23 protein-coding genes are annotated in these 25,725 nt (G+C 40.8%); 15 read left to right on the forward strand and 8 right to left on the reverse strand.

What is annotated here, in order from left to right; all coding sequences use genetic code 11:
• Positions 1–212: 212 nt before the first annotated feature.
• The 5 genes from galU (at position 213) to AUO94_RS12995 (ending at position 4,843) form a co-directional block, all read left to right on the forward strand.
• Positions 213–1,103: a UTP--glucose-1-phosphate uridylyltransferase GalU gene (galU, locus tag AUO94_RS12975; protein WP_058384612.1), complete on the forward strand. Its 891-nt coding sequence runs from the start codon at positions 213–215 to the stop codon at positions 1,101–1,103.
• Between the two features lie 15 nt (positions 1,104–1,118).
• The gene (locus AUO94_RS12980) at positions 1,119–2,444 is read left to right on the forward strand and encodes a UDP-glucose dehydrogenase family protein (RefSeq protein ID WP_058384613.1); all 1,326 of its coding nucleotides are present in this window, start codon (positions 1,119–1,121) and stop codon (positions 2,442–2,444) included.
• A 19-nt stretch (positions 2,445–2,463) separates the two neighbouring features.
• Positions 2,464–3,177 carry a sugar transferase gene (locus AUO94_RS12985; protein WP_058384614.1) on the forward strand — a complete coding sequence of 238 codons (714 nt, stop codon included), beginning with the start codon at positions 2,464–2,466 and terminating at the stop codon, positions 3,175–3,177.
• 233 nt (positions 3,178–3,410) lie between these two features.
• Positions 3,411–4,136, forward strand: coding sequence for a YveK family protein (locus AUO94_RS12990; RefSeq protein ID WP_058384615.1), 726 nt, complete (start codon positions 3,411–3,413; stop codon positions 4,134–4,136).
• Positions 4,137–4,138: 2 nt separating this feature from the next.
• Positions 4,139–4,843 (forward strand): CpsD/CapB family tyrosine-protein kinase, encoded by a 705-nt coding sequence (locus AUO94_RS12995; protein ID WP_058384616.1) that lies wholly within the window; start codon positions 4,139–4,141, stop codon positions 4,841–4,843.
• Between the two features lie 131 nt (positions 4,844–4,974).
• Here the strand turns inward: AUO94_RS12995 and AUO94_RS13000 are convergent, their stop codons facing one another.
• The 3 genes from AUO94_RS13000 to AUO94_RS13010 all read right to left on the reverse strand — a co-directional run bounded on the left by AUO94_RS13000 (position 4,975) and on the right by AUO94_RS13010 (position 7,593).
• On the reverse strand, positions 4,975–5,421 hold the full coding sequence (locus AUO94_RS13000; protein WP_058384617.1) for a GDYXXLXY domain-containing protein: 447 nt from the start codon (positions 5,419–5,421) through the stop codon (positions 4,975–4,977).
• A complete protein-coding gene (locus AUO94_RS13005) occupies positions 5,418–6,593 on the reverse strand; it encodes a DUF2157 domain-containing protein (RefSeq protein WP_058384618.1) in 1,176 nt (391 codons plus the stop codon). Before AUO94_RS13005 ends, AUO94_RS13000 begins: the two co-directional genes overlap by 4 nt.
• Positions 6,594–6,873: 280 nt before the next feature.
• Entirely contained in the window at positions 6,874–7,593 is a 720-nt protein-coding gene (locus AUO94_RS13010; RefSeq protein ID WP_058384619.1) for an MBL fold metallo-hydrolase, read from the reverse strand.
• A 257-nt stretch (positions 7,594–7,850) separates the two neighbouring features.
• On the opposite strand from AUO94_RS13010, the gene AUO94_RS13015 reads away from it, so the two are divergent.
• The 8 genes from AUO94_RS13015 to AUO94_RS13050 all read left to right on the forward strand — a co-directional run bounded on the left by AUO94_RS13015 (position 7,851) and on the right by AUO94_RS13050 (position 15,949).
• Positions 7,851–8,126, forward strand: a complete 276-nt coding sequence (locus AUO94_RS13015) for a YciI family protein (RefSeq protein WP_058384620.1) — start codon at positions 7,851–7,853, stop codon at positions 8,124–8,126.
• Positions 8,127–8,157: 31 nt separating this feature from the next.
• Positions 8,158–8,703: a glycerol-3-phosphate responsive antiterminator gene (locus AUO94_RS13020; protein WP_058384621.1), complete on the forward strand. Its 546-nt coding sequence runs from the start codon at positions 8,158–8,160 to the stop codon at positions 8,701–8,703.
• Positions 8,704–8,880: 177 nt separating this feature from the next.
• On the forward strand, positions 8,881–9,711 hold the full coding sequence (locus tag AUO94_RS13025; protein WP_058384622.1) for an MIP/aquaporin family protein: 831 nt from the start codon (positions 8,881–8,883) through the stop codon (positions 9,709–9,711).
• 22 nt (positions 9,712–9,733) lie between these two features.
• Positions 9,734–11,236, forward strand: a complete 1,503-nt coding sequence (gene glpK, locus AUO94_RS13030) for a glycerol kinase GlpK (protein ID WP_058384623.1) — start codon at positions 9,734–9,736, stop codon at positions 11,234–11,236.
• A gap of 232 nt (positions 11,237–11,468) precedes the next feature.
• The gene (locus tag AUO94_RS13035; protein WP_058384624.1) at positions 11,469–13,145 is read left to right on the forward strand and encodes a glycerol-3-phosphate dehydrogenase/oxidase; all 1,677 of its coding nucleotides are present in this window, start codon (positions 11,469–11,471) and stop codon (positions 13,143–13,145) included.
• 130 nt (positions 13,146–13,275) lie between these two features.
• A complete protein-coding gene (locus AUO94_RS13040) occupies positions 13,276–14,376 on the forward strand; it encodes a threonine aldolase family protein (protein WP_058384625.1) in 1,101 nt (366 codons plus the stop codon).
• Positions 14,377–14,482: 106 nt separating this feature from the next.
• The gene (locus tag AUO94_RS13045) at positions 14,483–15,178 is read left to right on the forward strand and encodes a DUF998 domain-containing protein (RefSeq protein ID WP_058384626.1); all 696 of its coding nucleotides are present in this window, start codon (positions 14,483–14,485) and stop codon (positions 15,176–15,178) included.
• 222 nt (positions 15,179–15,400) lie between these two features.
• Positions 15,401–15,949: a divergent PAP2 family protein gene (locus AUO94_RS13050; protein WP_058384627.1), complete on the forward strand. Its 549-nt coding sequence runs from the start codon at positions 15,401–15,403 to the stop codon at positions 15,947–15,949.
• A 269-nt stretch (positions 15,950–16,218) separates the two neighbouring features.
• On the opposite strand, the gene AUO94_RS13055 is transcribed toward AUO94_RS13050, so the two are convergent.
• Complete coding sequence (locus AUO94_RS13055; RefSeq protein WP_058384628.1) at positions 16,219–17,115, reverse strand: accessory Sec system S-layer assembly protein; 897 nt, start codon at positions 17,113–17,115, stop codon at positions 16,219–16,221.
• 5 nt (positions 17,116–17,120) lie between these two features.
• A complete protein-coding gene (gene secA2, locus AUO94_RS13060; RefSeq protein ID WP_058384629.1) occupies positions 17,121–19,478 on the reverse strand; it encodes an accessory Sec system translocase SecA2 in 2,358 nt (785 codons plus the stop codon).
• A 386-nt stretch (positions 19,479–19,864) separates the two neighbouring features.
• Here secA2 and AUO94_RS13065 point away from each other — a divergent pair, with 386 nt between their 5' ends.
• Both AUO94_RS13065 and AUO94_RS13075 read left to right on the forward strand, forming a co-directional pair.
• Entirely contained in the window at positions 19,865–20,263 is a 399-nt protein-coding gene (locus AUO94_RS13065) for a hypothetical protein (RefSeq protein ID WP_058384630.1), read from the forward strand.
• A 628-nt stretch (positions 20,264–20,891) separates the two neighbouring features.
• Complete coding sequence (locus tag AUO94_RS13075; protein ID WP_058384632.1) at positions 20,892–22,325, forward strand: trypsin-like peptidase domain-containing protein; 1,434 nt, start codon at positions 20,892–20,894, stop codon at positions 22,323–22,325.
• 54 nt (positions 22,326–22,379) lie between these two features.
• Here the strand turns inward: AUO94_RS13075 and AUO94_RS13080 are convergent, their stop codons facing one another.
• The 3 genes from AUO94_RS13080 to AUO94_RS13090 form a co-directional block, all read right to left on the reverse strand.
• Entirely contained in the window at positions 22,380–23,033 is a 654-nt protein-coding gene (locus AUO94_RS13080; protein WP_058384633.1) for a class D sortase, read from the reverse strand.
• Positions 23,027–24,214, reverse strand: coding sequence for a processed acidic surface protein (locus AUO94_RS13085; RefSeq protein WP_058384634.1), 1,188 nt, complete (start codon positions 24,212–24,214; stop codon positions 23,027–23,029). Before AUO94_RS13085 ends, AUO94_RS13080 begins: the two co-directional genes overlap by 7 nt.
• Before the next feature lie 170 nt (positions 24,215–24,384).
• The gene (locus AUO94_RS13090; protein WP_058384635.1) at positions 24,385–25,410 is read right to left on the reverse strand and encodes a LysM peptidoglycan-binding domain-containing protein; all 1,026 of its coding nucleotides are present in this window, start codon (positions 25,408–25,410) and stop codon (positions 24,385–24,387) included.
• Positions 25,411–25,725 lie beyond the last annotated feature (315 nt).

Genomic DNA, 25,725 nt, shown 5'->3' on the forward strand with positions numbered 1-25,725 from the left:
TTTGCGCTTTACAAGAACTTTTGCTGATTATCGCAAACTGTTCAAGTCTTGCGAGTTAAATTTTTCAAACTACAATTCAGGAATTATCGATGATGAACGAGGCACTGGTCAGCGCTACACGCAAAAGAACCTGTTTTTTGATAACAGTAAGGTTCGCGTCGAGTAGAAAAAAGAAATCGATGTCCTGAAAAATCGAAAGGCGGGTGAATACTATGACAAAAAAAGTGACAAAGGCAATTATTCCAGCAGCAGGTCTTGGTACTCGATTTCTTCCAGTAACGAAAGCGATGCCAAAAGAAATGCTGCCAATCGTAGACAAGCCAACTATTCAATATATTGTCGAAGAAGCGATTGCATCAGGAATTGAAGACATCATTATTGTTACGGGTAAAGGAAAGCGTGCCATTGAAGATCATTTTGATAAAAATTTTGAACTCGAAGATAATTTGTTTAAAAAAGGTAAATTTGAACTTCTTGAAAAAGTTCAACATACCTCAAATGTAGAAATTCATTACATTCGTCAAAAAGAACCAAAAGGTCTTGGACATGCGGTTTGGAGTGCGCGTAAGTTTATTGGAAATGAACCTTTTGCGGTGCTGTTGGGGGACGACATTGTAAAAGCTGAAAAACCATGCTTAAAGCAGTTAATTGATCAGTACGATAAAATGCAATCATCTATTATTGGGGTCCAGCAAGTTCCGGAACATGAAACGCATCGATATGGAATCATTGATCCAAGTGGAATCGATGGACGCTGCTACGAGGTTAGCAATTTTGTGGAAAAGCCAACTTTGGGAACTGCCCCTTCAAACTTGGCGATTATGGGACGCTACATTCTTGAACCTGAAATTTTTGATTTTCTTGGTACACAAAGTGCTGGAGCCGGTGGAGAAATTCAATTAACCGATGCTATCCAAAAACTTAACGAAGTGCAGAATGTCTACGCTTACGACTTTGAAGGCAAGCGCTATGATGTGGGTGAAATGCTCGGCTTTTTGCGGACAACCATTGAATTCGCTTTAGATAGCCCCGAATTTGGAAAAGACGTAGAAAACATTATTAAAGAATTAATGGCCGGAAAATCAGCTGCACCACTACTTTAGTTCGGGGGGAACGGTATGAAAATAGCTGTCATAGGAACGGGATACGTCGGGCTGGTAACCGGCGTAAGTTTAGCTGAAATTGGTCATCGAGTTAGCTGTATAGATGTCAACGAAGAGAAGGTTGCAAAAATGCAACAAGGGATATCACCTATCTATGAACCGGGACTTAGTGAATTAATGACAAAAAATATCAATGAACGGCGGTTGAGTTTTACTAGCAACCATCGCGAAGGGATCGAGCAAGCGGATGTGATTTACATTGCTGTTGGAACTCCTGAAAAAAGTGATGGCTCTGCTGACTTATCCTTTGTGGTTCAGGCGGCGCACAATATTGTTGACTGTATCAATCACAATGTCATCGTCGTCATTAAAAGCACGGTGCCAGTCGGGACAAATGACATGATTAGTGAAATCATGCAATGTCATTTGACCAGTGATATAGAGGTCGAGGTCGTTTCGAATCCTGAATTCTTAAAAGAAGGATCGGCCATTTATGACTCATTTCACGGAGACCGCATTGTTATTGGCGCAAACAGTGAACGCGCAGCTAGCCTAATTGAGCAGATCAATCAGCCGTTCCAGGTACCTGTTTTTAAAACCGATATAAAAAGTGCTGAAATGATCAAATATGCGTCCAATGCATTTTTAGCAACTAAAATCAGTTTTATCAATGAAATCTCTAATATTTGCGAATTATTAGGGGCAGATATCGAAAATGTATCAAACGGTATGGGGATGGATCAACGAATTGGGAGTCAGTTTCTAAAAGCTGGAATTGGTTACGGAGGATCCTGTTTCCCGAAAGATACAAAAGCATTAATTCAAATCGCGGGAAATGTCGAGTATGAATTCGAGTTGCTAAAAGGCGTAGTTAATGTCAACAAAAAACAGCAGGGAATCTTGATTGGAAAGTTAAATGACTGCCTTCCGAATATCCTGGGTAAAAAAATTGCCGTATTGGGACTGGCCTTTAAACCAAATACAGACGATTTACGAGAATCAGCTTCGATTCTTGTGACGACAGAATTAATCAAGCAAGGTGCAGAAGTTGTGGCATACGATCCTATCGCAATGACTAATGCGAAATCCATTTTAGATCCGCTCGTTCAATATGCGGTATCAATTGAAGAAGCTATTGAAAATAGTGATGCCGCATTAATATTGACGGATTGGGATGAATTTAAAAATGTAGATTTAGCAGTATTCAAAAAGATGAAAAAGCCACTCGTTATTGACGGAAGAAATTGTTTCTCTGTAAAGGAAATGGAGAGAAACGGGATTGACTATTATTCAATTGGTAGATCTGTTCCAGCAAAAATAGCTGAAGTGGCGTCCATCTGAATAATAACGAGAATTTATAATGAAAGTGGTGATTCAAATGTCAGTGTCCGCACCTGAAAAAGAAAAAATAGATCTAAATATAAGGTATAGCGAAACGGTATTTGAAAGCGTAAAAACAAATACGAGCAATGGTTATTTGTACACGAAGCGCTTTCTTGATATTGTCGGTTCGCTAGTGGGGCTGATTATGTTGATGCCTTTGTTTCTACTTATCGGTCTGCTGATTAAAATGGAAGATCCCCAAGGTCCTGTATTTTTCAAGCAGAAAAGAGTAGGGAAGCATGGTGGAACCTTTGATATGTACAAATTTCGATCAATGGTCTGCAATGCAGAAGACTTAAAAGCTTCTTTGCAGCAGCAAAATGAAGCTTCAGGGCCTGTATTTAAAATCAAGAGCGACCCACGAATTACTAAAATCGGGAAATTCATTAGAAAAACGAGTATTGATGAATTGCCTCAACTAGTTAACGTACTCAATGGCGATATGACGGTTGTCGGTCCAAGACCCGCGTTACCAGATGAAGTGGCACAATACACAAATTATGAAAAGCAACGCATAAGCGTAACTCCAGGATTGACTTGTTTTTGGCAAGTTAACGGGAGGAGTAATATTAGTTTTCAGGAGTGGGTTGAAATGGATTTGGAATATATTCGCACTCGAAATACAACGATGGATATCAAACTGATTTTTAAAACTATTTTGGTGCTATTCGGCTCGAAAGATGCGTATTGATACATGAACTCACGCTTCAAACGAATTCCTTAGTTGAATTAGAGACAACCGACGCATGGAATCTACATAAGGTCCTTGCAGAAGAAGATAAGCGATACATCTTAACTCGGGGACATCAATAATTGAGTTGATGTCCCATAGCTGGGTCTACACGAAAAGGGTTGAGGAAGTGAATATTGGAGCGGTACCATCTTTACGCTTCCCTATTTCTAAATGAAAGGAGGTTTGGCGAAATGATAGAAACGATCAGCTTGCGTGAAATTTATGGGATATTAAAAAATAGAATTCGCTTGATTTTGACTGTCACAATCGTAGCTATGATTATCACGGCATTGGTATCGTATTATTTAGTTACACCCATCTATCAAACATCTACTCAGTTGCTTATTAGTCAACAGCGCGGTGAAGTAGTAGTAGATAGTCAAAGCATCGAAGCCGATCTGCAATTGGTCGCTACATACAGTGAAATTATTAAGAGTCCGGTGATACTCGAGCAAGTGATTAGTCAATTGGGATTAGAAATGTCATACGAAGAGTTACAAGGAAAAGTGAATGTAGAAATCGCGGAAAGTTCGCAGCTGCTCAATATAAAGGTGATGGATGCAGATCCTGCTGTAGCTGTCGGTATCGCAAATAAAACTGCTGAAATTTTTGAAGCTGAAATTATCGAACTAATGAATGTCGATAATGTTTCGATTTTATCACCGGCCGTAGTCACAGAAAGTCAGGCACCCGTATCGCCAAATCCTCCATTAAACATATTGCTTAGCGCAATTGTCGGACTTCTAATTGGTATGGCCATGGCCATGATCTTACGCTATTTGGATACGACACTCAGAAGTGAAGAAGATGTTCAGAACGTGTTAGGAATACCGGTCCTCGGCGCAATTTCACCGATGAATGAAGAAGAGGACATCCCGGCTAATGAGCCGATTGCCTTTAAGCGTAGGGAGGCATAAAAATGGTCGGACAACAGAAGAAACCAGAAGTGAAAAACAGAAAATTGATTACCTTCACTAATCCCAAATCACGCGTGTCAGAGCAGTTTAGAACATTGCGAACGAATATTCATTTTACTTCTCCTGATGGAGATATCCGTTCGTTGGTCGTCACATCGGCTTCTCATTCGGAAGGAAAGTCGACTACGGCTTCGAATTTAGCGATTGTTTTTGCTCAAGAAGGCAAGCGTGTTTTATTCATCGATGCTGATATGAGAAAACCGACTATGCACCATACATTTAATATTGCCAATACAAGAGGGCTTTCAACGGTATTGAGTCGTCAAATCGCATTGAAAATGGCAATTCAGCCTGCTGAAATCAAAAACCTAGACCTTTTGCCATCTGGTCCAATTCCACCGAATCCTGCAGAATTGCTGAGTTCGAATCATATGGATTTTCTTCTTGAACACGCCTTAGACACCTACGATTTACTAATCTTTGATACACCGCCCGTATTATCTGTCACAGATAGTGTGATTTTAGCGAATAAATGCGAAGGTACAATTTTAGTGGTGAACTCAGGAAAGACCGAAAAGGCCTATGCGCTTAAAGCAAAAGAAGCCATTACTACTGCGACAAAAGCTCGCTTGCTCGGTGCCGTGCTGAATAATGTCAAAGTTCAACAGGAAAGTGATTATGGGCAGTATTACGGAGTTGAAAGATAGTAGATTCCGAGTAGTTGAACGGTGAAATTCTATTCTGCTGACTCTGTACCAAGGCACTAAGCTTTAAAAGTAACTTTTCTATATATACAGTAAAAAAGTTCAATCAGTTATTGATTGAACTTTTTTGTATTTTATTTTGTCCGTTGTTGTAAACTGATTGGACGAAGCGTCCCCCAACGAGAAACGTCTATAGTCACTTGCAAGTCACGCGCTGCTTCAAGTTGAGGGCCCATCCCTTGTTCGACGTAAAATTGTTCTAATTGTGGTGCAGTGACGTTACCATTGTAAACAGAACCTTTAATGGCTCCGAAGAAAGCTTCATTTTCAATACGATCGATAACCGCATAGCCATCATCTGCCGATTTCAAAGTAAAATAAACAGAATCGTCATTGTTGATAGAAGCTGACTGCAAATCGGGGTATTGCAGCGCAACATATTCACCGTAAAATGGATCAACTGGATCAAAAGGTTCAGCTCTTAACACATACTGCTCGCCGAACCATGACGCTGCGTAATAACTAACCAGTAGAATTAAGACGACGGCTGTTTGGACGATTGGGAAGAGCCAGGTTTTCATGACGTGACACCTTCTTTCCGGCGATTGATCCACCAGGCTACAGCTGATAACAGGAACAACAGCAAAGCGCCAAGCAAGAAGAACAGCGACATGTCGAGGCGTTCCCATGCATAGATGATATAAATAACAAACTGTACAACGATGAAATAGACAAATCCTAGTCCAAGAGGTTGATTTTGACGCTGGGCCATAATTAAGTAGGCAAGGCCCCCTAATTCCGCAACAACTGCAAGGCCAATCGCTGTTTCGTCATAGAGCAATAACCCAATGGTGCCAGGAAGTGCGATCCACATGAGAGAACGGAATTTGAAAAAACTGAAAAGCAGAACGGCGATACCAGCAAAAGCTAGAGCGACGGCTTCTGCGAAATGACTTTTATCAATCAAACCAATGAACGTTTGTCCGCGAATCGCTAAGTATACGACGATTAGCATACCTGCTGTAATTAGATAAAGCGGTCGCACCATTCGCTGCTTGTTTTCAGGAATAATGGCGAACAACAAGACGAGCGCAAACAAAGTCCAAATTGGCCATAGTGTACTGTTGTAATCTACTAGAATCCATAGCATAAAACCAGAAGCGAATAGCAACATCCAACTGAATGCCAAAGGGGCAAAGGTTCGACTAAAGTAAAACCAAGCTGCTGCAATAACAATGAAGACGCTCCATTCTAGCCAACCGATTTCAGGCACAAATGAGATTAAAACAGCTGCTCCAAAGAAAAATCCGAGAAAAGAATAAATAACATGTCGCCAGTAAAAGTAGTGAGCGATAGTGGCCAAAAACAGCGCCCAAGGCAAAAAGGAATTTGCCAGTGGAAAATGGAAAGTTTGTGCCACTGTCAGCAAAGTAGCACCAAACATGGCGAGACCAATGACCCTAAACAGCAGAGGATAACCAAAAGCTTTTTTCTCTGAAAAATAAGCAACACTATAAAATAGCCACATTAATGACAGCATCAGCCCGACTTTAGCTCCATCAGGTATCAACTGCCAGTTTGCTGCGATAAAGCTAAAGACGGCAAGAGAGAAGAAAATGAACCCAATCATCAAAAGCAACGGTAATTTTTTAGGCGCAGGTTGACGTTTTTCAAATGCTAAAAGTCTGTCTACCGTGTCTTGATCTATTAACGAAGCTTGTTGCCATTGCTTTATTTTTTTCTCCATATCCATAGCTAATCCCTCCCATACTCTTACTATGATTATAGTCCTGAAATAGTAGGAATGACAGTTGTGAGAGAGGAATAAGATACATTTACCCCAAAAAATAATGGGATGTTCAGCAAAATTAAGTTTAAGAAATTGCCTCAAATAGATTTCGAGAAAAGGACATTTTTTTAGAGTTGGCTAAGTTGAAAAGAGGGCTTGGTAACCAAATTAAGAGTCAGTGCCTTTTCAAAAAATGACAAAGTGGTTATGCGAAAAAGTGTTCAGCCGAATACTTAACGTGACACTAAGTCTCTTTATAGTAAAGATTTTTCTCGCTTTCTAAAATTGCTAAGTTAATAGCTTCAAGGGGTTTTTCAATCATTTGCCCATGTCCAACTGCTAGCAACTGAGGGGTTAGCTGGCGAATTTTATGAGCACTTTCAAGAGCTACTTGTTTGTCCCAAGTCGCAAAAGCAGGAAATGGAAATAATATTTTGACTGTACCGGAAACGGCGATACCGCCGCGTGTTTGGAAAGCGTCACCGGCAACGAGAAATCGGTTGCGCGTATCAATTAATGAAATGGAACCAGGTGTGTGACCAGGTGTACTTATGACTTCGAGTGAACCAATTCTGTCACCTTCTTCGAGAAGGCGATCAGGCGGCGTTTTGATCGTTTTCGGAATGCCACCTTTTATCGGTAAATTGGGCTCACCAGAGAGCAGGCTAGTGTCACCAGCAAGCAGGCGAGCGTCGCGCGAAGACATACTAACGACAACGTCAGGCCATTCCTGTTTGATAGCATCAAGTGCACCCAAGTGATCGATATGTGCATGGGTAATGACAATCTGGGTTAACGGTTTTTTCATGACCTTGATTGATAATAAAATCTGTTTGGCAGTAAATCCTAAGGCTGCATCAATTAAAGTTAACTCTTTTCCTTCATCTACGACATAGCAATTTATAGGGAAAAATCGGGGCATAAATGTTAATTGGTAAATAGGTCCTTTTTTGGTCATCTGCATTTTCGCTCCGCTCCTCCTGAATCAAGTGTAGGTCACTCTATTTTATCCTATTGATAGGGTTTGGACAGTAAATGACAGGAGTTGGACAGTATTCTATCTGAACTGGACAGTATTTCGCCAGTTTGGACAGTATTTTAAGAGAATCGGATAGTATATCCATAAAATGGTAATAATAGCGCGCCGCACAATGTGATTCGTGAAGAAAAACTGACTTTTCTTATTTTTCTCATTATAATGAAGGGAAAGGAGATGTTCTTATGAGATATTTCGCGGTATTATTGCCCATGAAAGACGCTGACAAAAGTCAGGAGTTTCGAGCACAGCACTTGGCATTTCTAGCAGCCCAGCGCAACAGTGGACAAGTAGTAGTCAATGGGAAATTTGTAGATGGCTCTGGCGGACTTGTTATTTACCGAGCTGAGTCATTTGCAAACTGTGAAGCATTGGTGAAGGCAGATCCGTACATCGTAGAAGGTGCCAGAAAATACGAAATCTTTGAATGGGAAGCGGTTTGGGCGGATAATGGTACGTAAAGGGATGGCAACAATTTGAGGAGGAAACCTGGTGCATGAGTTAAAAGGCGTTTTGCCTGTTTTGCGCAATATGAAAGAATTTGAACGCTTACTAAATAGCGATCATGAGTACATCATTTTTTTGGAGATTCGGTTGGCGCAGTTAAAGCAATTGGTACAAGTCGCCAAAGCAGCGAATAAAAAAGTGATTTTGCATGTGGATTTGATTCAAGGACTGAAAACAGATGCTTATGGATTCGAGTATCTGGTTAGAGAAGTGAAACCAGATGGTGTCGTTTCAACACGAAGCAATGTTATCTCCTTGGCGAAGAAGAATAAGCTGCTGACGATTCAACGTTTGTTTTTGCTAGACAGTCAGGCGCTTGAGCACAACATCAAGTTAATCAATCAAGTGAAACCCGATTACATCGAAATTTTGCCGGGAATCATTCCTTCTGTTATCAAGGAAGTTTTCGATAAAACGGGGATCCCGGTTATTGCGGGTGGACTGATTCGGACAAAAGAGGACATTCAACTTGCTTACGATGGCGGAGCAAAAGCCATTTCCACATCACAACCAGAATTATGGAAAATATAACGGTTGACAGCGTTTTCATTAACTGATAACTTTATACTTACAAGTTAAGAACTGTGTTGGAGAAATGGAGACCCGCACTGAAACAAGCACCTTTAAAAAAAGAGTGTCTGGTTCAGTGTGGGTCTTTTCGTTTTCTTCTAATCCGTTCTGAAGCTAAAAACAAAGGGGTGTAAAACGATGACGGAATTTTTAGCAGAAGTAATTGGTACGATGATTTTGATTATCTTTGGTGGTGGCGTTGTGGCAGGTGCAGTTTTAAAAGATTCGAAAGCGGAAAATGGTGGTTGGGTTTTGATCACGCTTGCTTGGGGTCTAGCGGTTACAATGGGTGTCTATGCAGTAGGGAATTTTTCAGGAGCGCATTTAAATCCGGCAGTAACACTTGGTCTTGCGTCTGTTGGTGACTTTCCTTGGGCAAAAGTACCCGTTTACATTGCAGCACAAATACTCGGTGCCATTTTCGGTGCAGTTATTGTTTTCTTAAATTATTTACCGCACTGGAGACGGACTGAAGACAAAGCTGCGAAACTAGCGGTTTTTGCTACAGGTCCAGCGATTCGTCGACCATTCTCTAACTTAGTTAGTGAAATTATTGGTACAGCTGTATTAGTAATGGGCTTATTGTTTATTGGTGCCAATGACTTTACTGAAGGCTTAAATCCGTTAATCGTTGGTGCGTTGATCGTTGCAATCGGGATGTCGCTAGGGGGCACAACAGGATATGCGATTAACCCTGCGCGTGACTTAGGTCCACGTATTGCACACGCTTTGCTGCCAATTCCAGGTAAAGGAAGCTCTGACTGGTCATATGCGTGGGTACCAGTTGTCGGTCCTGTTTTTGGTGGTATTTACGGAGCATTGTTTTATAAAGCTATGTTTACCGGTGCATATGATTTACCATTTTGGGTTATGAGCGCCGTCTTATTGCTAGTATTATTTGGAGCAGCAAGTGTAGAATTGAGAAAAGAGCATACAACTGCAGATACAATCGAAGAAAAAATTTCGTAACTTATAATAGGAGGAGATCATTTTGAGCAAAGATTATATTTTATCCATAGACCAAGGGACGACGAGTTCGCGTGCAGTATTATTCAATCATAAAGGTGAAATCGTTGAATCGAGTCAGCAAGAATTTCAGCAATTCTTTCCGAAACCAGGCTGGGTAGAGCATGATGCCAATGAAATCTGGACTTCCGTACTGGCATGTATAGCAGAAGTACTACGCAAATCAGACATTAGCCCAAGCCAAATTGCCGGCATTGGGATTACCAACCAACGTGAAACGACAGTCGTTTGGGACCGCCATACAGGCAAACCAATTTATAAGGCGATCGTTTGGCAGTCACGTCAAACAGATGGTATTTGCACCGAATTAAAAGAACAAGGGTTAAACGAAGTGTTCCGTAAGAAAACCGGTCTGTTGATTGATGCTTACTTCTCAGGAACGAAAGTAAAATGGATTCTTGATAATGTTGAAGGCGCACGTGAAAAAGCGGATAATGGCGACTTAATGTTTGGAACCATTGATACGTGGCTGGTCTATAAACTGTCAGGCGGTAAAGCGCACGTCACGGATTACAGTAACGCGTCGCGTACATTGATGTACAATATTTATGACTTGGAATGGGATCAGGAATTATTGGATATTTTGACAGTGCCAAAGAGTATGCTGCCAGAAGTGCGTCAATCATCTGAAGTTTATGCCAATACGATCGATTATCATTTCTTCGGCCATGAAGTACCGATTGCCGGTATGGCTGGAGATCAGCAAGCTGCGCTATTCGGTCAAGCTTGCTTTGAAAAAGGCATGGCGAAAAACACATACGGCACAGGCTGTTTCATGTTGATGAACACCGGTGAAAAAGGTGTCGATTCGGAACACGGACTATTGACAACATTGGCATGGGGTGTTGACGGGAAAGTTGAATATGCGCTTGAAGGCAGTATTTTTGTAGCAGGTTCAGCAATTCAATGGTTGCGTGATGGTTTGCAAATCATTGAAAATGCACCAGAAAGTGAAAACTACGCGATGCAAGTTGATTCGACAGACGGCGTTTATATGGTACCAGCATTTGTCGGACTTGGAACGCCTTACTGGGATACCGATGCACGCGGTGCAGTTTTCGGTCTAACACGCGGAACAACAAAGGCTCATTTCATTCGTGCAACACTTGAGGCGCTCGCATACCAGACAAAAGACGTTGTAGATGTTATGATAGAAGATGCAGGGATTGAGTTAAAGACTTTGCGTGTTGATGGTGGCGCAGTTGCTAACGATTTGCTTATGCAGTTCCAAAGTGATATTCTAGATGTTCCTGTAGAACGTCCAGTCGTTCAGGAAACGACAGCTCTAGGCGCAGCTTATTTAGCGGGCCTTGCAGTTGGATTCTGGAAAGACAAAGAAGAAATCGCACAGCAATGGAAGATCGACAAGAGCTTTACATGTGATATGCCAGTTGAAACAAGCGAAAAGCTTTACGAAGGCTGGAAAAACGCAGTAGCGGCAACACGATCATTTAAACCAGCAAAATAACTTACAAGTTAATCATGAGAGATATACGGCCGGAGACTTTGAGAGACCAAGCCAGTTTAGCAGAAAAATTCTGCAACTGTGCCTGGATCTCTCTTTTTATATGGAAAAACGGGTATACAAGTTTGACAGGGAATAGATTGAACACGCCACGTCGATCGGTAGGCCCGCAAGAACACAATTTTTGGGAATCGTAGCAGTAAAAACTCATCTAAAAAAAGGAGCAGATTAACTTATGAAATTTTCAAGCTTAAACAGAAATGAACGTTATAACCAGATGAAACAGTCACAACTAGATGTACTAGTCATTGGTGGAGGAATCACAGGTGCTGGGATCGCACTGGATGCGTCCGTACGTGGCATGAATGTAGCAGTCGTGGAGATGCAGGATTTTGCAGCAGGTACAAGTAGTCGTTCTACCAAATTGGTTCACGGAGGGTTGCGCTACCTAAAGCAATTTGAAGTGAAAATGGTTGCGGAAGTCGGCAAGGAACGCGAAATTGTTTATGAAAATGGACCACATGTGACTACCCCTGAATGGATGCTTTTGCCATTTTACAAAGGTGGAACGTTTGGACCACTCAGCACAAATGTCGGCTTGCGTGTGTATGATTTTTTAGCAGGTGTTAAAAAAGACGAACGTCGTAAAATGTTAAGCAAAGAAGAAACATTGCGCCGCGAGCCTTTATTAAAGAAAAAAGACCTTAAAGGCGGAGGGTATTACGTCGAATACAAAACCGATGACGCACGCCTAACGATGGAAGTTATGAAAAAAGCGATTGAAAAAGGCGCAATGGCAATGAATTACGCAAAAGTCAAAAGCTTTATCTACGATAACGGTAAAGTAGTCGGTATTGAAGTAGAAGATCAAATCAACGGCACAATTCATGAATTATTTGCGAAAAAAATCGTCAATGCGGCTGGTCCATGGGTTGATACATTGCGCGACGAAGATCACTCGAAATTTGGCAAGACTCTTCAGCTAACAAAAGGCATTCACTTAGTTTTTGATGGCCGTAGATTCCCGTTAAAACAAGCCATCTATTTTGATATGCCAGATGGCCGGATGGCATTTGCGATTCCGCGTCAAGGCAAAGTTTATGTAGGAACAACGGATACGGTTTACAAGCAAGATATTGCACATCCAACGATGACGTTAGAAGACCGGAATTATGTCTTGAAAGCGGTCGACTTTATGTTCCCAGAAGTCGCGATTACGGAACAAGATGTTGAATCTAGCTGGGCTGGTTTACGTCCGTTGGTTCATGAAGAAGGCAAGGACCCCTCTGAAATTTCACGAAAAGATGAAATTTTCGTTTCGGATTCTGGTTTGATTTCGATTGCGGGTGGTAAATTGACCGGCTACCGTAAAATGGGCGAAAGCATCGTCAATCTAGTAGCAGAGCAATTACAAAAAGAAGATGGAGTCAAATATCCAAAAAGTTCAACTAAACGATTGCCGATTGCAGGCGGAGAAGTGGGCGGTTCAAAAGGTTTTGAAACCTTTATGGCTGACCGCGTCCAACAAGCAGGCAGCATGGGCTTAACAGCTGATGCAATGCGTATGCTCGTAAGTCGCTACGGTGCGAATGTCGATAAAGTGTTGCATTTCTATACAGCTGGCCTCGACGAAGCGACAGACGCGGATCTTGATCCATTAGTGTACGCGATGTTGCGTTATTCAGTAGAATACGAATCCGCCTATAAGCCAATTGACTTCTTTATCCGTCGTACCGGAGCGTTGTTCTTCGATATCCACTGGGTCCATGCACATAAAGAATCAGTCACTGCTTATATGAGCAAAATCTTTAATTGGACCGAAGAACAAACTACAGATTACCGCGATGAATTGGAAGGCTTGCTTTATGAAGCAACGCATCCAGTTGAAGTATCTTCTCAAAGCTTAAGCTAAAAAACGATCCCGCCTGAAATCCGTAAATGGATTTCAGGCGGGATTTTTATGTAGAAAACACCTTTTTTCTAACTCATGTTATAGTAAAATTAAAAGAAGGACTATTCTGAATTCTGGAGGAGCGATGAATATGAGCAACGCTGAATTAATGGAAACCTATGAAACGTCTTTACACCAATTAGCGGGACACGGACCGAGAAACGTAGCAGTTTTAAAGGATGTCTTTGAGTCAATCGATGGCCATTTAAAGAGTGATAATTATGGAAGTGGTCCAGTTATTGAAGGTTTCCAAGAACAAATGGCGGAATTTTTAGGAAAACAATCAGCGGTGTTTTTTCCAAGTGGAACAATGGCACAGCAAATCGCTTTGCGAATTTGGTGTGATCAACAAGGCATCAAAAAAGTTGCTTATCATCCATTGAGTCATTTGGAAATTCATGAAGAAGACGGATTAAAGGAATTGCATGGCATTGAAACGATTCTTTTAGCTGATAAAGGCCGTGTGATTGAATTAGCAGACGTGTTGTCTATGGATGAAAAAATTGCTTGTTTGTTATTGGAATTGCCGCAACGCGAAATTGGTGGTCAGCTGCCTAGTTTTGAAACACTTGAGGCAATTTCAGCATACTGTCGCGAACAAGGCATTAAGCTGCATTTAGACGGTGCACGTATTTTGGAGTGCTTGCCTTATTATCAGAAGACTATTAAAGAAGTATGTGATTTATTTGATTCTGTATATTTATCCATGTATAAGGGCATCGGTGGAATCGCTGGAGCCATTTTGGCGGGGGATCAAGACTTTATGGCCCTATCAAAGATCTGGAAAAAGCGTCACGGTGGCGATTTAATTTCATTGTATCCGTATATTTTGAGTGCAGAAACGTATTTCGCGCAACGCAAAGATCGCATGGCTGCATATTATGAGAACGCTGTTGAATTGGCTTCGTTTTTTAATAGGTGTACTGGGATTTCCACGATTCCAACCGTGCCAGTTACGAATATGTTTCATGTGCATTTTCAAGACACGGCAGAGCAAATCGCGCCTCTATTGAGTCAAGTTCAGCAGATGATGAATATTGGACTGACAAGGTATTTAAGGGCTGAAAATACAGGTTGTTCATTTGAACTAAGTATCGGAGATCAATACGAAAAAATTCCAAAAGGTAAAGTCATTGTCACATTCGAGTGGTTAGCCGAGAAAATGCGGAATGAATTTAACCAAAAGCTTTAAAGAAAGCTCTTCAAAGCTTTTTCTACTAATTAAACAGTAGGTGAAGTAGGACGTTTAGAAACCCTCTACGGATTAAAAAATTAGAAAAAATGGCGGTGATCGGGTAATGTGGATTCAGCAGAAAAGTGGATGGCAAATAGCGACGTTAAGCGGAGCTTTAAGTGTCCTCATTTACATGGCTCACGTCATTATGGGCAGTGTGTTATGGGACGGTTACAGTCACGTCAGACAGACGATTAGTGAACTGACCGGCAACGGAGCACCAGACGCCGAAATGCTGAGGGTCTTTACCATTGGCTACGGACTGCTTGCGCTGCTTTTTTCAGTTACTGTCTATGTGTTATTCCGCAAATACCAAGTTCAAAAAACTGCGCAGTTGGGAGCTATACTTTTGATTGTGATGTACATAGCTTCGTTGATTGGCTTTGGGTTATTTCCATTAGAGCAAGGAGGCGATGTCCTGACTTTTGGCAACTTTATGCATTTGGCAATAACTGCGATCGTTTTGATTGCAACAGTGGGTGCTTTGTTTATGATGGGTCATGGCCTGTTGCTGACCAAAAACTTTCGCGGCATCGGACAGTTTACACTAGCTTGTGCCATTGTAATTGTCTTAGCAGGCATCGCAACTCCATTCGTTTTAAACAGCGATTTTCCCTATCCAGGGCTGCTCGAACGTCTATTAATCTTCACTTTTCAACTATGGATGTTCGTCTTATCTATCTATCTCTTCAGATTACCTAAAATTATGGATATGGAATTAAAGCGTGTCGGCCTTGTGGAAATTTACAAAGAGCGATGAAAGACTTTAGTGCAGCAGTAAAAGCAATTGCCGCCGAACGTTAAAACTAGCGTTCACAACGATTTTGTGATCCACATCATTGCTACTATTTCATGCACTCGGTCCTATTCGGAAAATTTACAAAAAGTTAAACAAATTTCACATAATGTCCTGCGATAATGGGTAAAGAAGTATATTGAACGGCAACGACAGTTTGCCAAGTTGAAACTAGGGGATGAGCAGATGAGAAAGATGAACCGAGGAATGATTACTTCATTAAGTGCGATTGCTGCGGCACAAGCATTAAAAATCGTCACTCACAAAACCGTGACAGGTCAATGGGATTGGAGACAGGCCTTTACAACAGGTGGCATGCCAAGCTCCCACTCAGCTGGTGTTTCAGCACTCGCCTCGTACGTAGCTGCCAATAAAGGCGCACGTCATACAGAGACAGCCCTTGCAATCGTATTTGGTGTTATCGTGATGTACGACGCACAAGGAATACGTCGCCATACTGGAGAAATTGCTCGACTAGTGAATGAATTAGAAGACAGCTTTGTGAAATTCTCAGGCGAATTTCCAAGCTTTGAATTTGTGGAGCGTGAAAAAGACTTGAAAGAGTTGCTTGGTCACCAGCCGGTTGAGGTAGTAGCTGGAGCAGCTTTTGGAACAATTCTTGGCTTGGTGTCAGCCGCAATCGAGAACCGTGTACGTGAAATCGAAGAAAAAGAAAAACGTTCAAAATCTCAACTGGCATACGATGGTCGTGGCCGCAGATCGACAAGAGCATAGAAAAAAATACAGCCATTCCACTGGAATGGCTGTATTTTTCTGTCCAAATTATGTGACCGCACCTCGGAAAGAGAGAACCGCACCTCGGAAAGAGAGAACCGCACCTCGGAAGGAGAGAACCGCACCTCGGAAAGAGAGAACCGCACCTCGGAAGGAGAGAACCGCACCTCAGAAAGAGAGAACCGCACCTCGGAAAGAGAGAAGCGCACCTCAGAAGGAGAGAAGCACACCTCGCCAAAAAACAAGAATAGGCGCGTGGCCTATTCTTGTTAGTTTGGAATCCGCGCTGTCCACCGTGACAAATCAGGATTGCTGACTTGAAGTGTATCTTTCGGGAAAATGAAAGTCCAAGGTTTTGTTGTATTAGCTTTGACAGTGAGCGGTGCTAGTTTAAATGAGCCTTTTACTACGGATGAGCCCGTTGCATCTATGATTTCCAAAGGCAAATTTTCTAATTCGATCTGTTTTGAATAACCGTTACGAATAAAAACGGAAACCGCTAAATTTCCATCTTCCGAAAAGCTTGTCTGAAACCCTGTAAGATTCAATTCCTGAGAATTTAACTTAGGGAGTTTTTGGACTAAATCTCTCAATACGGATTTTTTTTCAGCTGATAATGCCTCTTCCCAGGAAATATCTAAATCCAACGCATGTGGCACAAGAGATTGAACATTAAAAGCTAATGACCAATCGGCAGTTGGAACTTGAGCCGTTTGAATCGAATCTTTTTTGAATTTGAAAATCCAAGGGCGATTGGACAGAGCGGGAATTGATCCCAATTCCGATAAATCGAATTCTTGTGACGCAATGGTTTCTTTGTTGCCATCTTGCAATACCAACTCGGCTTTTTCCATCGTAAATGGACGTTCGAGCGATGAGCGGAAAAAGGCTTGGACGTTCCAATCGCCTGTGTATGGATCTGCTTCGATATCAATTCCTGCCAACGACAATTGGTTTACTTGCAAAGGTGGGAGGTCATTTGATAGGAATTTTAGGACGTATTCTTGTTCTTTGCTAATCTCCCACTCTTGAGAAATGGATAAAGTAGGTGTCACTTCTTGTGTTTCTAAAGCTGCTGTTTCGGAACCGGCTCCTAGTTCTGTAGAAGACACAATAGAATCTTTTCCAGTTTTCCCGGTTTTGTTGAAGAAAGAAAAAATACTCAATTTTTTTACCCCTTTTCGTGGCGATTCAAGTTGCGCAGAAATCCAAGTATCTCTGAAGCAACAGAATAACGCAGGTTCTGGAAATTCAAAGCGAATAGCTCAAGGCCTTCTTTTTGATAAATTCGCATAGGATCTTCTTGTTGATAAGAACGAAGTCCGATGCCTTCTTTCAGGTGAGCCATTGACTCCAAGTGTTTGATCCACATGGCATCAATTTGTGATTGCATAACGAGCTGAACAGTTCTAGCGACTTTAAGATCGTCTTGATTGGAGCCAATAAACTCGGAAATGCGGTGCAAATAAGGTTCGATTTCCGCGTCAATGGCTTTTCGTTTGCTTAAATTTTCGGAAAGTGTGATGGATTCTCCTAATAGTTGTTGCAAGTCCTGTTTGATAGCAGCAAGATGAATCAATTGAATGTCGTCGTTTTCAGGAAGTGTTTCAGAGATGACATAATCAGCGGCGTCTCGAACCATGCCTTGCACGATTGAGAAGTTTTCTTGTCCGCTGAGCACGCGATTTCTAAGGTCATAAACGATTTTACGTTGCTCGTTAATGACATCATCAAGTTTCAGGTTATACTCGCGCATGGAAAAGTGAGAACCTTCTACAATTCGTTGCGTACGATCAGTTAGTTCATGGATGTCTTTATTGGTGATTTCTCCAGTTTTCGACGTTTTCATTTTTTTCTCGAATTTTTCAACGTCTTCTTTTGCAAAACGTTTGAACATATCGTCTTCAAGAGAAATGATGAATTGAGATGAACCTGGATCGCCTTGACGACCAGATCGCCCACGCAATTGATTATCAATTCTCCGATTTTCATGCTTTTCGGTACCAATCACATGTAAGCCGCCAAGTTCTGCTACTCCATCGCCTAAAACGATATCGGTGCCGCGACCCGCCATATTGGTGGCAACTGTAATTTGGTTTAACTGACCTGCTTGCGAAATCAACTCAACTTCTTGTTCCATGCTTTTCGCGTTAAGTAATTGAAAAGTCAAATCGTGCTTTTTCAAATAAGCAGCAACGGCTTCTGATTGCAGGATGGATGTAGTACCAATAAGAACAGGCTGACCAGTTTGATGAAGCTTGCCAACTTCCTCAGCAACGATTTTGTATTTATGGTCCGCAGTTTGAAACACGCGATCAAGCAAATCGACACGGATTTTCGGATGATTAGTCGGTACTGCTATGACATCCATGCCGTAAACTTCACGGAATTCTTTTTGCTGAGTTTTTGCTGTGCCCGTCATGCCGGAAAGATGCGGATACATCCGGAAAAAATTCTGTATCGTAATTTGAGCCTGTGCTTTGTTTTCTTCGGTGATTTCTACTTTTTCTTTTGCTTCGATTGCTTGATGCAGACCATCAGAAAGAGTTCTACCGTCTAAAGTACGACCCGTGAACATATCTACCAGAAGAATTTTGTCGTCTTTGACAATATAGTCGACATCTCGTATAAACATGACGCGCGCACGAAGTGCCATAATCACATAATGATAAAGCGTCTGGTGTTCGAGCTCATATAGATTGTCGACTCCAAATGCTTTCTCCACTTTTTCGATGCCTTTATCCGTCAAGGAAGTGGCTTTTGTTTCATCATCGTATTCGTAATCTTCATCTTCAATAAAACGCAGAGCCAGCAAGGACGCAATTTGATGAAGCTCAGCGCTGACTTTCATCTTTCCAGCGACGATAAGAGGTGTTTTTGCTTCATCAATCAAGACACTATCGACTTCATCGATAATTGCATAATGATAAGGACGCTGTACTTTTTCTTGCAAGCTGGGTGCCATATTGTCTCGTAAATAATCAAAGCCAAATTCGGTGCCGACACCATACGTTATATCTGCTTGATAAGCTTGTTGTTTTTCATCGCTAAGCATCATTGGAAGGTTTAACCCAACCGTCAATCCTAAAAAGCGATGGATTTGGCCTATTTGGTCATAGTCTCGTTTTGCTAAATAGTCATTGACTGTTATAATATGTACGCCTTTTCCTTCTAGCGCTCTAACATATGCAGAAAGGGAAGATACTAGTGTTTTTCCTTCGCCGGTTGGCATTTCAGCGATATTTCCTTCAGCTAGTACTAATCCACCTAGTAACTGAACATCGAAATGGCGCATATTTAGTACACGCTTTGAAGCTTCGCGAACGACAGCAAAAGCGTCTGGAATAATTTTTTCTATAGTCGTTCCTTTTAGTAGTTGTTCTTTAAAGATGGCCGTCATTTGCTGAAGTTCCTCATCGGACATGCCCTGGTATTTTGCTTCTAGTGCATTAATGGCTGCTACAATCCGATTGTACTTTTTCAACGGTCTTGTAATCGATTTAGTTGATCGCTTGAATAACGTTACCATGAATACTAATCTCCTTCTTCTCTCCAATTGCTACCTGCTTATTTTATCAAACTTTCCCAGTAAACTCCACATTACTTTGTATCGATAACCGTCTCTGCAACAAGATTGTCGCTTAAATTCAGCTTTTTTTAAAATGAATGAAACAAGCTGTATCAGTGATAATATTTTGATTATATAAGAAATTTTCAGCTGAGGATAGTATAGCAATAAAACAGCTATGGGGCTCTGTAAACTTGTACTCAAGTCTATCCTAAATTGATTGAACTTAGGTGTGAGTGTAAAGCGTATATTAAGAAATTCTAAAGTCTTAGGAAAAGGTGTTGCCTCTATGAAAAGATAGGATAAGCTGACTGTAATATCTAATTAGTTTAGAGGAGGAAACAGATTTGAGAACCTTGTTTTTGAAAATGTTCATTCCCATTCTTTTTATTGGATTGTTCTTGACCATGAATGTTGACAGCCATTACATGGCAGCAGAAGCTCCGGCAATGGATGAACAACAAACACTCAATGAACTAGAGGCTGAAGTTACAGAAAAATTAGTTCCTTACGAGAAACAATTAGCTGATGTAGAAGAAGCACTGAACCGTTTACTTGCAGCGCTAGAAAGACAAGAAATGATTAGTTTTGAACAATACCAGCAATATCAGTCGACTTTAGATGAGTTAATACGAAGACTAAATACTATATCTCAAGAAATAGCGGCCGAATCGACTCTTTTAAGCAATAAGTTTGAAGATTTATTGCGAGTACAAAAGAAAATAGACGAGATGGATGTGAAATAAAAATGGTAACTAAAGGGAGCTATCTCAAAAGGAGTCACCATCTGCATTGCCATCAGCCCTTGAGGATAGATCGATGAGGAATATCTATGGCAGACGCAAAATTGTGGCAGAAAGTTTATTCTGTCCTACAAAAGGCAATCAAACGTTCCGGTGAATTTACCTCGAAGATTTCGAAAAAGTACACACCGAATTCAATAATGTGGGCATCAACTCAAAAAACAGACAAAGAAAAGATTTCCTTTTTCTTTGTCTGTTTTAGGTTGGAGAGTTAGAAACAGTCTCTTAGGTGTTCCTAACAAGTTTAGGCTTTTAACTAAGTCTCTAAATTTTCCATATTTATCAGCATTCGAAATTTTATCATGCAAAAGATTTTTGGAAAAGTAGTTTGCGAAGCTGAGCTTATCTTTTCATGTGAATTGATTTACACATTCTTAAAAAACTAAATTTTATTTCATTATTTAAATATAAATATGATTTTCATGGTAACATTATGTTCTGAATAGATAGAATTATTACAAATACGAAGAGTTCATTACATCTTGCAACCCTGAGTAGTTGTTTGACGTTATAAGGTTTATAATGGAAGAAAATAAAGAAATTTATGCTAGTCCATCAAGGGGGTTCAGCTATGACGTGCAATAAATGTGGAAAAGAAAATGAAGAAGGCTCAAAATTCTGTAAACATTGTGGGCATTCACTTATACAGAAAAGAAGTAAAAAGCAGAAAAAACGTAATTTTATCTATGCAATCGTACTAGTTTTGACATTACTCGGAGTTGGTGTTGGATCGGCCCAATTAATGGCAGATAAATCAGCTCAAGAAGATCAAATAGAACCACCAAAACAAGAAAAACCGGCTGAAAAAGAGCCAGAAGCAACAGAAGAACCAAAAACAGAAGAACCGGGTGTAGTAGAGAAAATTGAAGAACCTGAAGAAACAGTTCCAGCGGAAGAACAAGTCGCGGGTACTGTAACGAAAGTAGAAAATGTTGTGCCACCTTCTGAGCAAACAGAAAAAGTGGAACCGAAGAAAAAAGAGAAAACGGCAATCATTAAAGAATCACAGCAAAAAGTTTACACCATAATGACTGAAGGAGGACAAGGGTCAGGATTCTTGTTTTCTGATACAGGGATGGTTGTGACGAATGCCCACGCAGTAGCAGGTTTTACAGATGTCGTAGTTCGCAACATTAACGGACAAGATCATCCAGGCACAGTCGTTGGCATTTCCGCTGAATCTGATATTGCGTTGATCCATGTAGAAGCGTTTGAAGGCATCACACCATTGCCAGTTGAAATGGAAGCAACTGATGTAGGTACTGAAGTCATTGCACTCGGGAGTCCTGCGGGTATGGAAAATACCGCTTCAATTGGTTACTTAACAGGCATTGATCGCGACTTTTATCAAGAATTTACGTACGAGGATATTTACCAAATGGATGCGAAAATTGCGCCAGGTAGCAGCGGGGGCCCATTAGTAGACGCAACGACCGGGAAAGTGATTGGCATTAACTCATTAGTAATCGAAGAAGGCGATTCAATTGGCTTTTCGATTCCTATGTATTCAATGCATGATCAATTGAGTCAGTGGGTTACTACGCCGATGTCCGCAGAAGAAGTAGCCGCTTTATTCAAAGTGTACGACGATTTTAGCGGGTACGAAGATGAAGATTATGAATACGATGTTGATTTAGAAATGAAATTCGATGAAACTAATTTAAGCGAGTTTATCGGTGATTTCCGTTATTATTATGAAACAGCTTTAAAAGAAGAAGACTTCTTTTATGTTCAAAATCTATTGGTTTATCAAAGTGATATTTACAATGGTATTTCTGAATACATTACAGACATTGCTGGGCAAGGAATGGAATTTAACTTTACGAAGCTGGAAATTTCAAGCATCGAAATTTTAGACGATCATGCTGTTGTTCAAACGGAAGAGGCATTTGACTTTAAAGATGCAAGCGGCAAGTGGTCTGTTCAAGAACGCAGCAAAACCTATACGATTGTCATGGATGAATATGGCTTTTACTATATTTCGGATATTGTCAATAAGGAGTAATTATTAAAGCAAAAGACAAAAAAAGAAATTCCCGAAAGTTGGGAATTTCTTTTTTTAATTGCTGGAAACGAGATCTGCTACTAGGATATATCGATCTGGAGCATACCCAACGTAATCGAATGGGTAGCAGGTGGAAACAATTAAAGTGGCTCTTGGTTTTGGAACAATGACGGTTCTGTCGTCTTCATCCACAATTCGAACTTGACGTACTTTGTAGGTAAAGGTGCCTGAATAGGTTTCAACAATCAGCAAGTCTCCTTTGCCAACATCGCCAAGTTCTCGGAAGACCGTATCGCGATGTCCAGACAATACGGAATTATCATTTTCACCTGGCATCACGCTTTGCGCAAAATGCCCAACGCCCTTTTCAAGTTCGTCTTCATCGGTGCCATGTATAATCGGTAGCGTGGCTTCGAGCTTCGGAATAATCAATTCTCCCATTAAGTCTCCGATTTCGGGCGTTTTTGGATATTCAGAATGGGTTGTTTCTTTTGATGTGTGTTTGTCGCTATGTGCAACAAAAAGAGACTCAGGTTTACTGCTAAAGTCCGTTGCTTCAACGTTACCTGTTTTATAAAGCAGGTAGCCTTTTACGAAAGTGGCAGTGCTTGTCGTACTAAACCATAGACCCGAAACGATAAGGACGACAGAGAAAGTAAGAAAGAACCGTTGTATGTTCTTCTTTTTTTTCGGTTGGTTGGTCAGCATTCATTTTTTCCTACTTTAAAGCGACGGAATAATGCTAAACCGCTTAAAAGTAGTACGAATCCCAAAATTGCTTGGGCTGCAAAATCAGAAGCTGTTGCGGGTAATTTTGCACCTTTTAAAGTTTGAGTAGCAGGAACTTCTACTGGCTTTTGTACGACAGCTGGTGTTGCGATGATTGTTTCAACAGCACCCAGGTCTTTCCCTGTATCTACGATTAAATCAGATCCGAACATGTCGGCAGTCAAAAGAACGTCAGCCAAAAATACATCTTTTAAATTATAAATTTCAATTAATAAATCAGCGCCTTCAGTTGATTCAAGCGTCATTAAAGTCGCTAATGAAACAGCTGTTTTTTGACCATCTTTTACAAAGAAATAAGCGGTTCTTAACTCAAATAAGTCAATCATGTCGCTGTAAATATCCAGGACTTCAGCAATTTGTTCAGCGGTTAACTCATCTGCCGATTCAAATTCTTCCATTGCCATCATGCGATCACTTAATTGTGTTAGTTTTTGCTCGAAAGCAGGATCTTCGAAATCCAATGTTTCAAGGTGAGCAACCAGCCGTTCTACTTCTTCGTCTGTCAAACCTAGTTCAGTAAAAAGTCCATCAAGTTCTAGTTCGTAATCATCCATTTCTGTATAAAAAACAATAGAAGACTCCAAGTCTTCGATAAAATCATAGTTTGAAAGAGAATCCGAATAGTTTTGCAAAAATTCTTCAAGTTCTTTTTCAGAGGTGAATCCGAATCTATCCATTAACTCTTGAAGATTGATCGCATCAATCGGAGTTCCTGCACCGTCATTTAGATAAAATTCAATTGAGTATTCAACATCCTCTATAAAAATTAAGTAAACGCCATCAAGAACATCTTGTCCATACTCGAGGTCACCGTATTCATAAAGAATTTCATTCAATTCTGCGCGAGTTAAGTCTAGTGTTGCAGTCAACAATTGAACGCCTTCTTCAGTTAAAGGGGTGCCTAATTCGTCAACTGTATCAAATTCGTCTAAAGACCAGTTTTTGCTTTTTAAATACGCTAAATAATCTTGCTTCTCCCAATTGATGTCAGCTAAAAATTGTTCAAATTCAGCATTGTTTGATTTGATAGCAGATGCAGAAAGTGGCATTGCACTAAATGCAAATACTAACAGTAATAAAAATACAGCTAAACGTTTCACTTTTTTTCCTCCTGTATTAAAAAATGGAATATCCATACTATTATAGAGTTGCACTCATTCTATTAGAATAGGTATATATAACTTGTTATTTTAGACAAAAAAAGAAGCTGGAAAACAAATTCCAGCTTCTTTCTATCGTTGTTCCGTAACATTCTAAGTCTGTAACTCTGCTAGTTTGGTATCACCAGCACTTGTCCTACACGAATGGAGTTGACGTCCGATATGTTATTGGCTGTTGCGATTTTAGCGACAGTCGTTTTATAGCTACGAGCAATACTGTAAAGCGTATCCCCAGCTTTGACTGTGTATTTAATAGAAGTAGCAGGTGGAGGCGTAGATTTTCCGGGAATCGTTAATACTTGACCAACTTTGATCAAATTATAGTTGGTGATGTTATTAGCTTTAGCCAACGCGGAGACCGTTACTTTGTATGTTCTTGCAATGCTGTAAAGCGTATCCCCAGCTTTGACTGTGTATTTAGTTCCACTGACAGGTGCTGTAGGTAACTTCAGTAATTCAGAAATAGTAACAAATTTATAGCCTTTCGCTTTCAATTTGCTGATCATGCCGGGTAAAGCACCCGGAGTTCCAGATGCTCCTGCGCCCGTATGCATCAAAACGATGGATCCTGGTACGATGTTATTTATAACTTTATTGGTAATTTGTGTTGAAGAAACACCTTTCCAATCGACAGTATCAATGTTCCACTGGAGTGTATGGGTGTATCCTGCATTACCAACTGTTTTCAGGACTGAGGCATTGGATGCACCAAAGGGAGCTCTGAAAATGGGTTTGGTCGATTTTCCGGTAATGTCCTTAATGGTTTTTTCTGTTGTGCTAAGCTCGCTTGTTATTTTTGAGGCCGACAGTTTGGTGAAATCAGCGTGAGAATAAGAGTGATTGCCAAGCTGATGATTTTTTGCTGAAATATTTTTAATCCAAGACGGGTGACTTTTTGCTCCGGAACCTGTTAAAAAAAACGTCGCTGTGACCTTATTGGCCGACAGAATGTCTAAGATTTTATTGATGTTCGTGCCATCTGAACCGTCATCAAAAGTCAAAGCGACCACTTTTTCGGTCGTGTTGCCTTTGGTGATGTAGGTGGAACTCGCTGCTTGTGACTGACTAGAGAAAGACAAGACAGTAAACAGGATTAATACGAAGGCTGCTGAGACTTTAAGCCATTTAGAAAGCACCTTTCTCACCCCTTTAGTTGGTGCGCTGACTAGAGTCAACGTATGTATAGGGATCCGGGTGATAGAAGATTTTTCCGACAATACTATACACCTAATATACCATGAATAGAAATAATTTTCCTTGATTATAACTGAATATTAAGAAATTTTTATTGGGGAGCTAAAATAGAATTTAGTGGGAGTGAGGTGCGGTCTTTGCTGTTTGAGGTGCGGTTAGGAGCCTGCGAGGTGCGGTGTTGCCCGTTCGAGGTGCGGTTATCGGTAAATGAGGTGCGCTTTTCACCGAATAAGGTGCGGTCAGCCAAAACTCCGTAA

Source organism: Planococcus kocurii, assembly GCF_001465835.2.
Lineage (GTDB): Bacteria > Bacillota > Bacilli > Bacillales_A > Planococcaceae > Planococcus > Planococcus kocurii.

Bases quoted from the DNA above. Each gene is read 5' to 3' on its own strand.
- galU (WP_058384612.1), top strand. From the start codon at position 213: ATGACAAAAAAAGTGACAAAGGCAATTATTCCAGCAGCAGGTCTTGGT.
- AUO94_RS12980 (WP_058384613.1), top strand. From the start codon at position 1,119: ATGAAAATAGCTGTCATAGGAACGGGATACGTCGGGCTGGTAACCGGC.
- AUO94_RS12985 (WP_058384614.1), top strand. From the start codon at position 2,464: ATGAAAGTGGTGATTCAAATGTCAGTGTCCGCACCTGAAAAAGAAAAA.
- AUO94_RS12990 (WP_058384615.1), top strand. From the start codon at position 3,411: ATGATAGAAACGATCAGCTTGCGTGAAATTTATGGGATATTAAAAAAT.
- AUO94_RS12995 (WP_058384616.1), top strand. From the start codon at position 4,139: ATGGTCGGACAACAGAAGAAACCAGAAGTGAAAAACAGAAAATTGATT.
- AUO94_RS13000 (WP_058384617.1), bottom strand. From the start codon at position 5,421: ATGAAAACCTGGCTCTTCCCAATCGTCCAAACAGCCGTCGTCTTAATT.
- AUO94_RS13005 (WP_058384618.1), bottom strand. From the start codon at position 6,593: ATGGATATGGAGAAAAAAATAAAGCAATGGCAACAAGCTTCGTTAATA.
- AUO94_RS13010 (WP_058384619.1), bottom strand. From the start codon at position 7,593: ATGCAGATGACCAAAAAAGGACCTATTTACCAATTAACATTTATGCCC.
- AUO94_RS13015 (WP_058384620.1), top strand. From the start codon at position 7,851: ATGAGATATTTCGCGGTATTATTGCCCATGAAAGACGCTGACAAAAGT.
- AUO94_RS13025 (WP_058384622.1), top strand. From the start codon at position 8,881: ATGACGGAATTTTTAGCAGAAGTAATTGGTACGATGATTTTGATTATC.
- AUO94_RS13035 (WP_058384624.1), top strand. From the start codon at position 11,469: ATGAAATTTTCAAGCTTAAACAGAAATGAACGTTATAACCAGATGAAA.
- AUO94_RS13040 (WP_058384625.1), top strand. From the start codon at position 13,276: ATGAGCAACGCTGAATTAATGGAAACCTATGAAACGTCTTTACACCAA.
- AUO94_RS13045 (WP_058384626.1), top strand. From the start codon at position 14,483: ATGTGGATTCAGCAGAAAAGTGGATGGCAAATAGCGACGTTAAGCGGA.
- AUO94_RS13050 (WP_058384627.1), top strand. From the start codon at position 15,401: ATGAGAAAGATGAACCGAGGAATGATTACTTCATTAAGTGCGATTGCT.
- secA2 (WP_058384629.1), bottom strand. From the start codon at position 19,478: ATGGTAACGTTATTCAAGCGATCAACTAAATCGATTACAAGACCGTTG.
- AUO94_RS13075 (WP_058384632.1), top strand. From the start codon at position 20,892: ATGACGTGCAATAAATGTGGAAAAGAAAATGAAGAAGGCTCAAAATTC.
- AUO94_RS13080 (WP_058384633.1), bottom strand. From the start codon at position 23,033: ATGCTGACCAACCAACCGAAAAAAAAGAAGAACATACAACGGTTCTTT.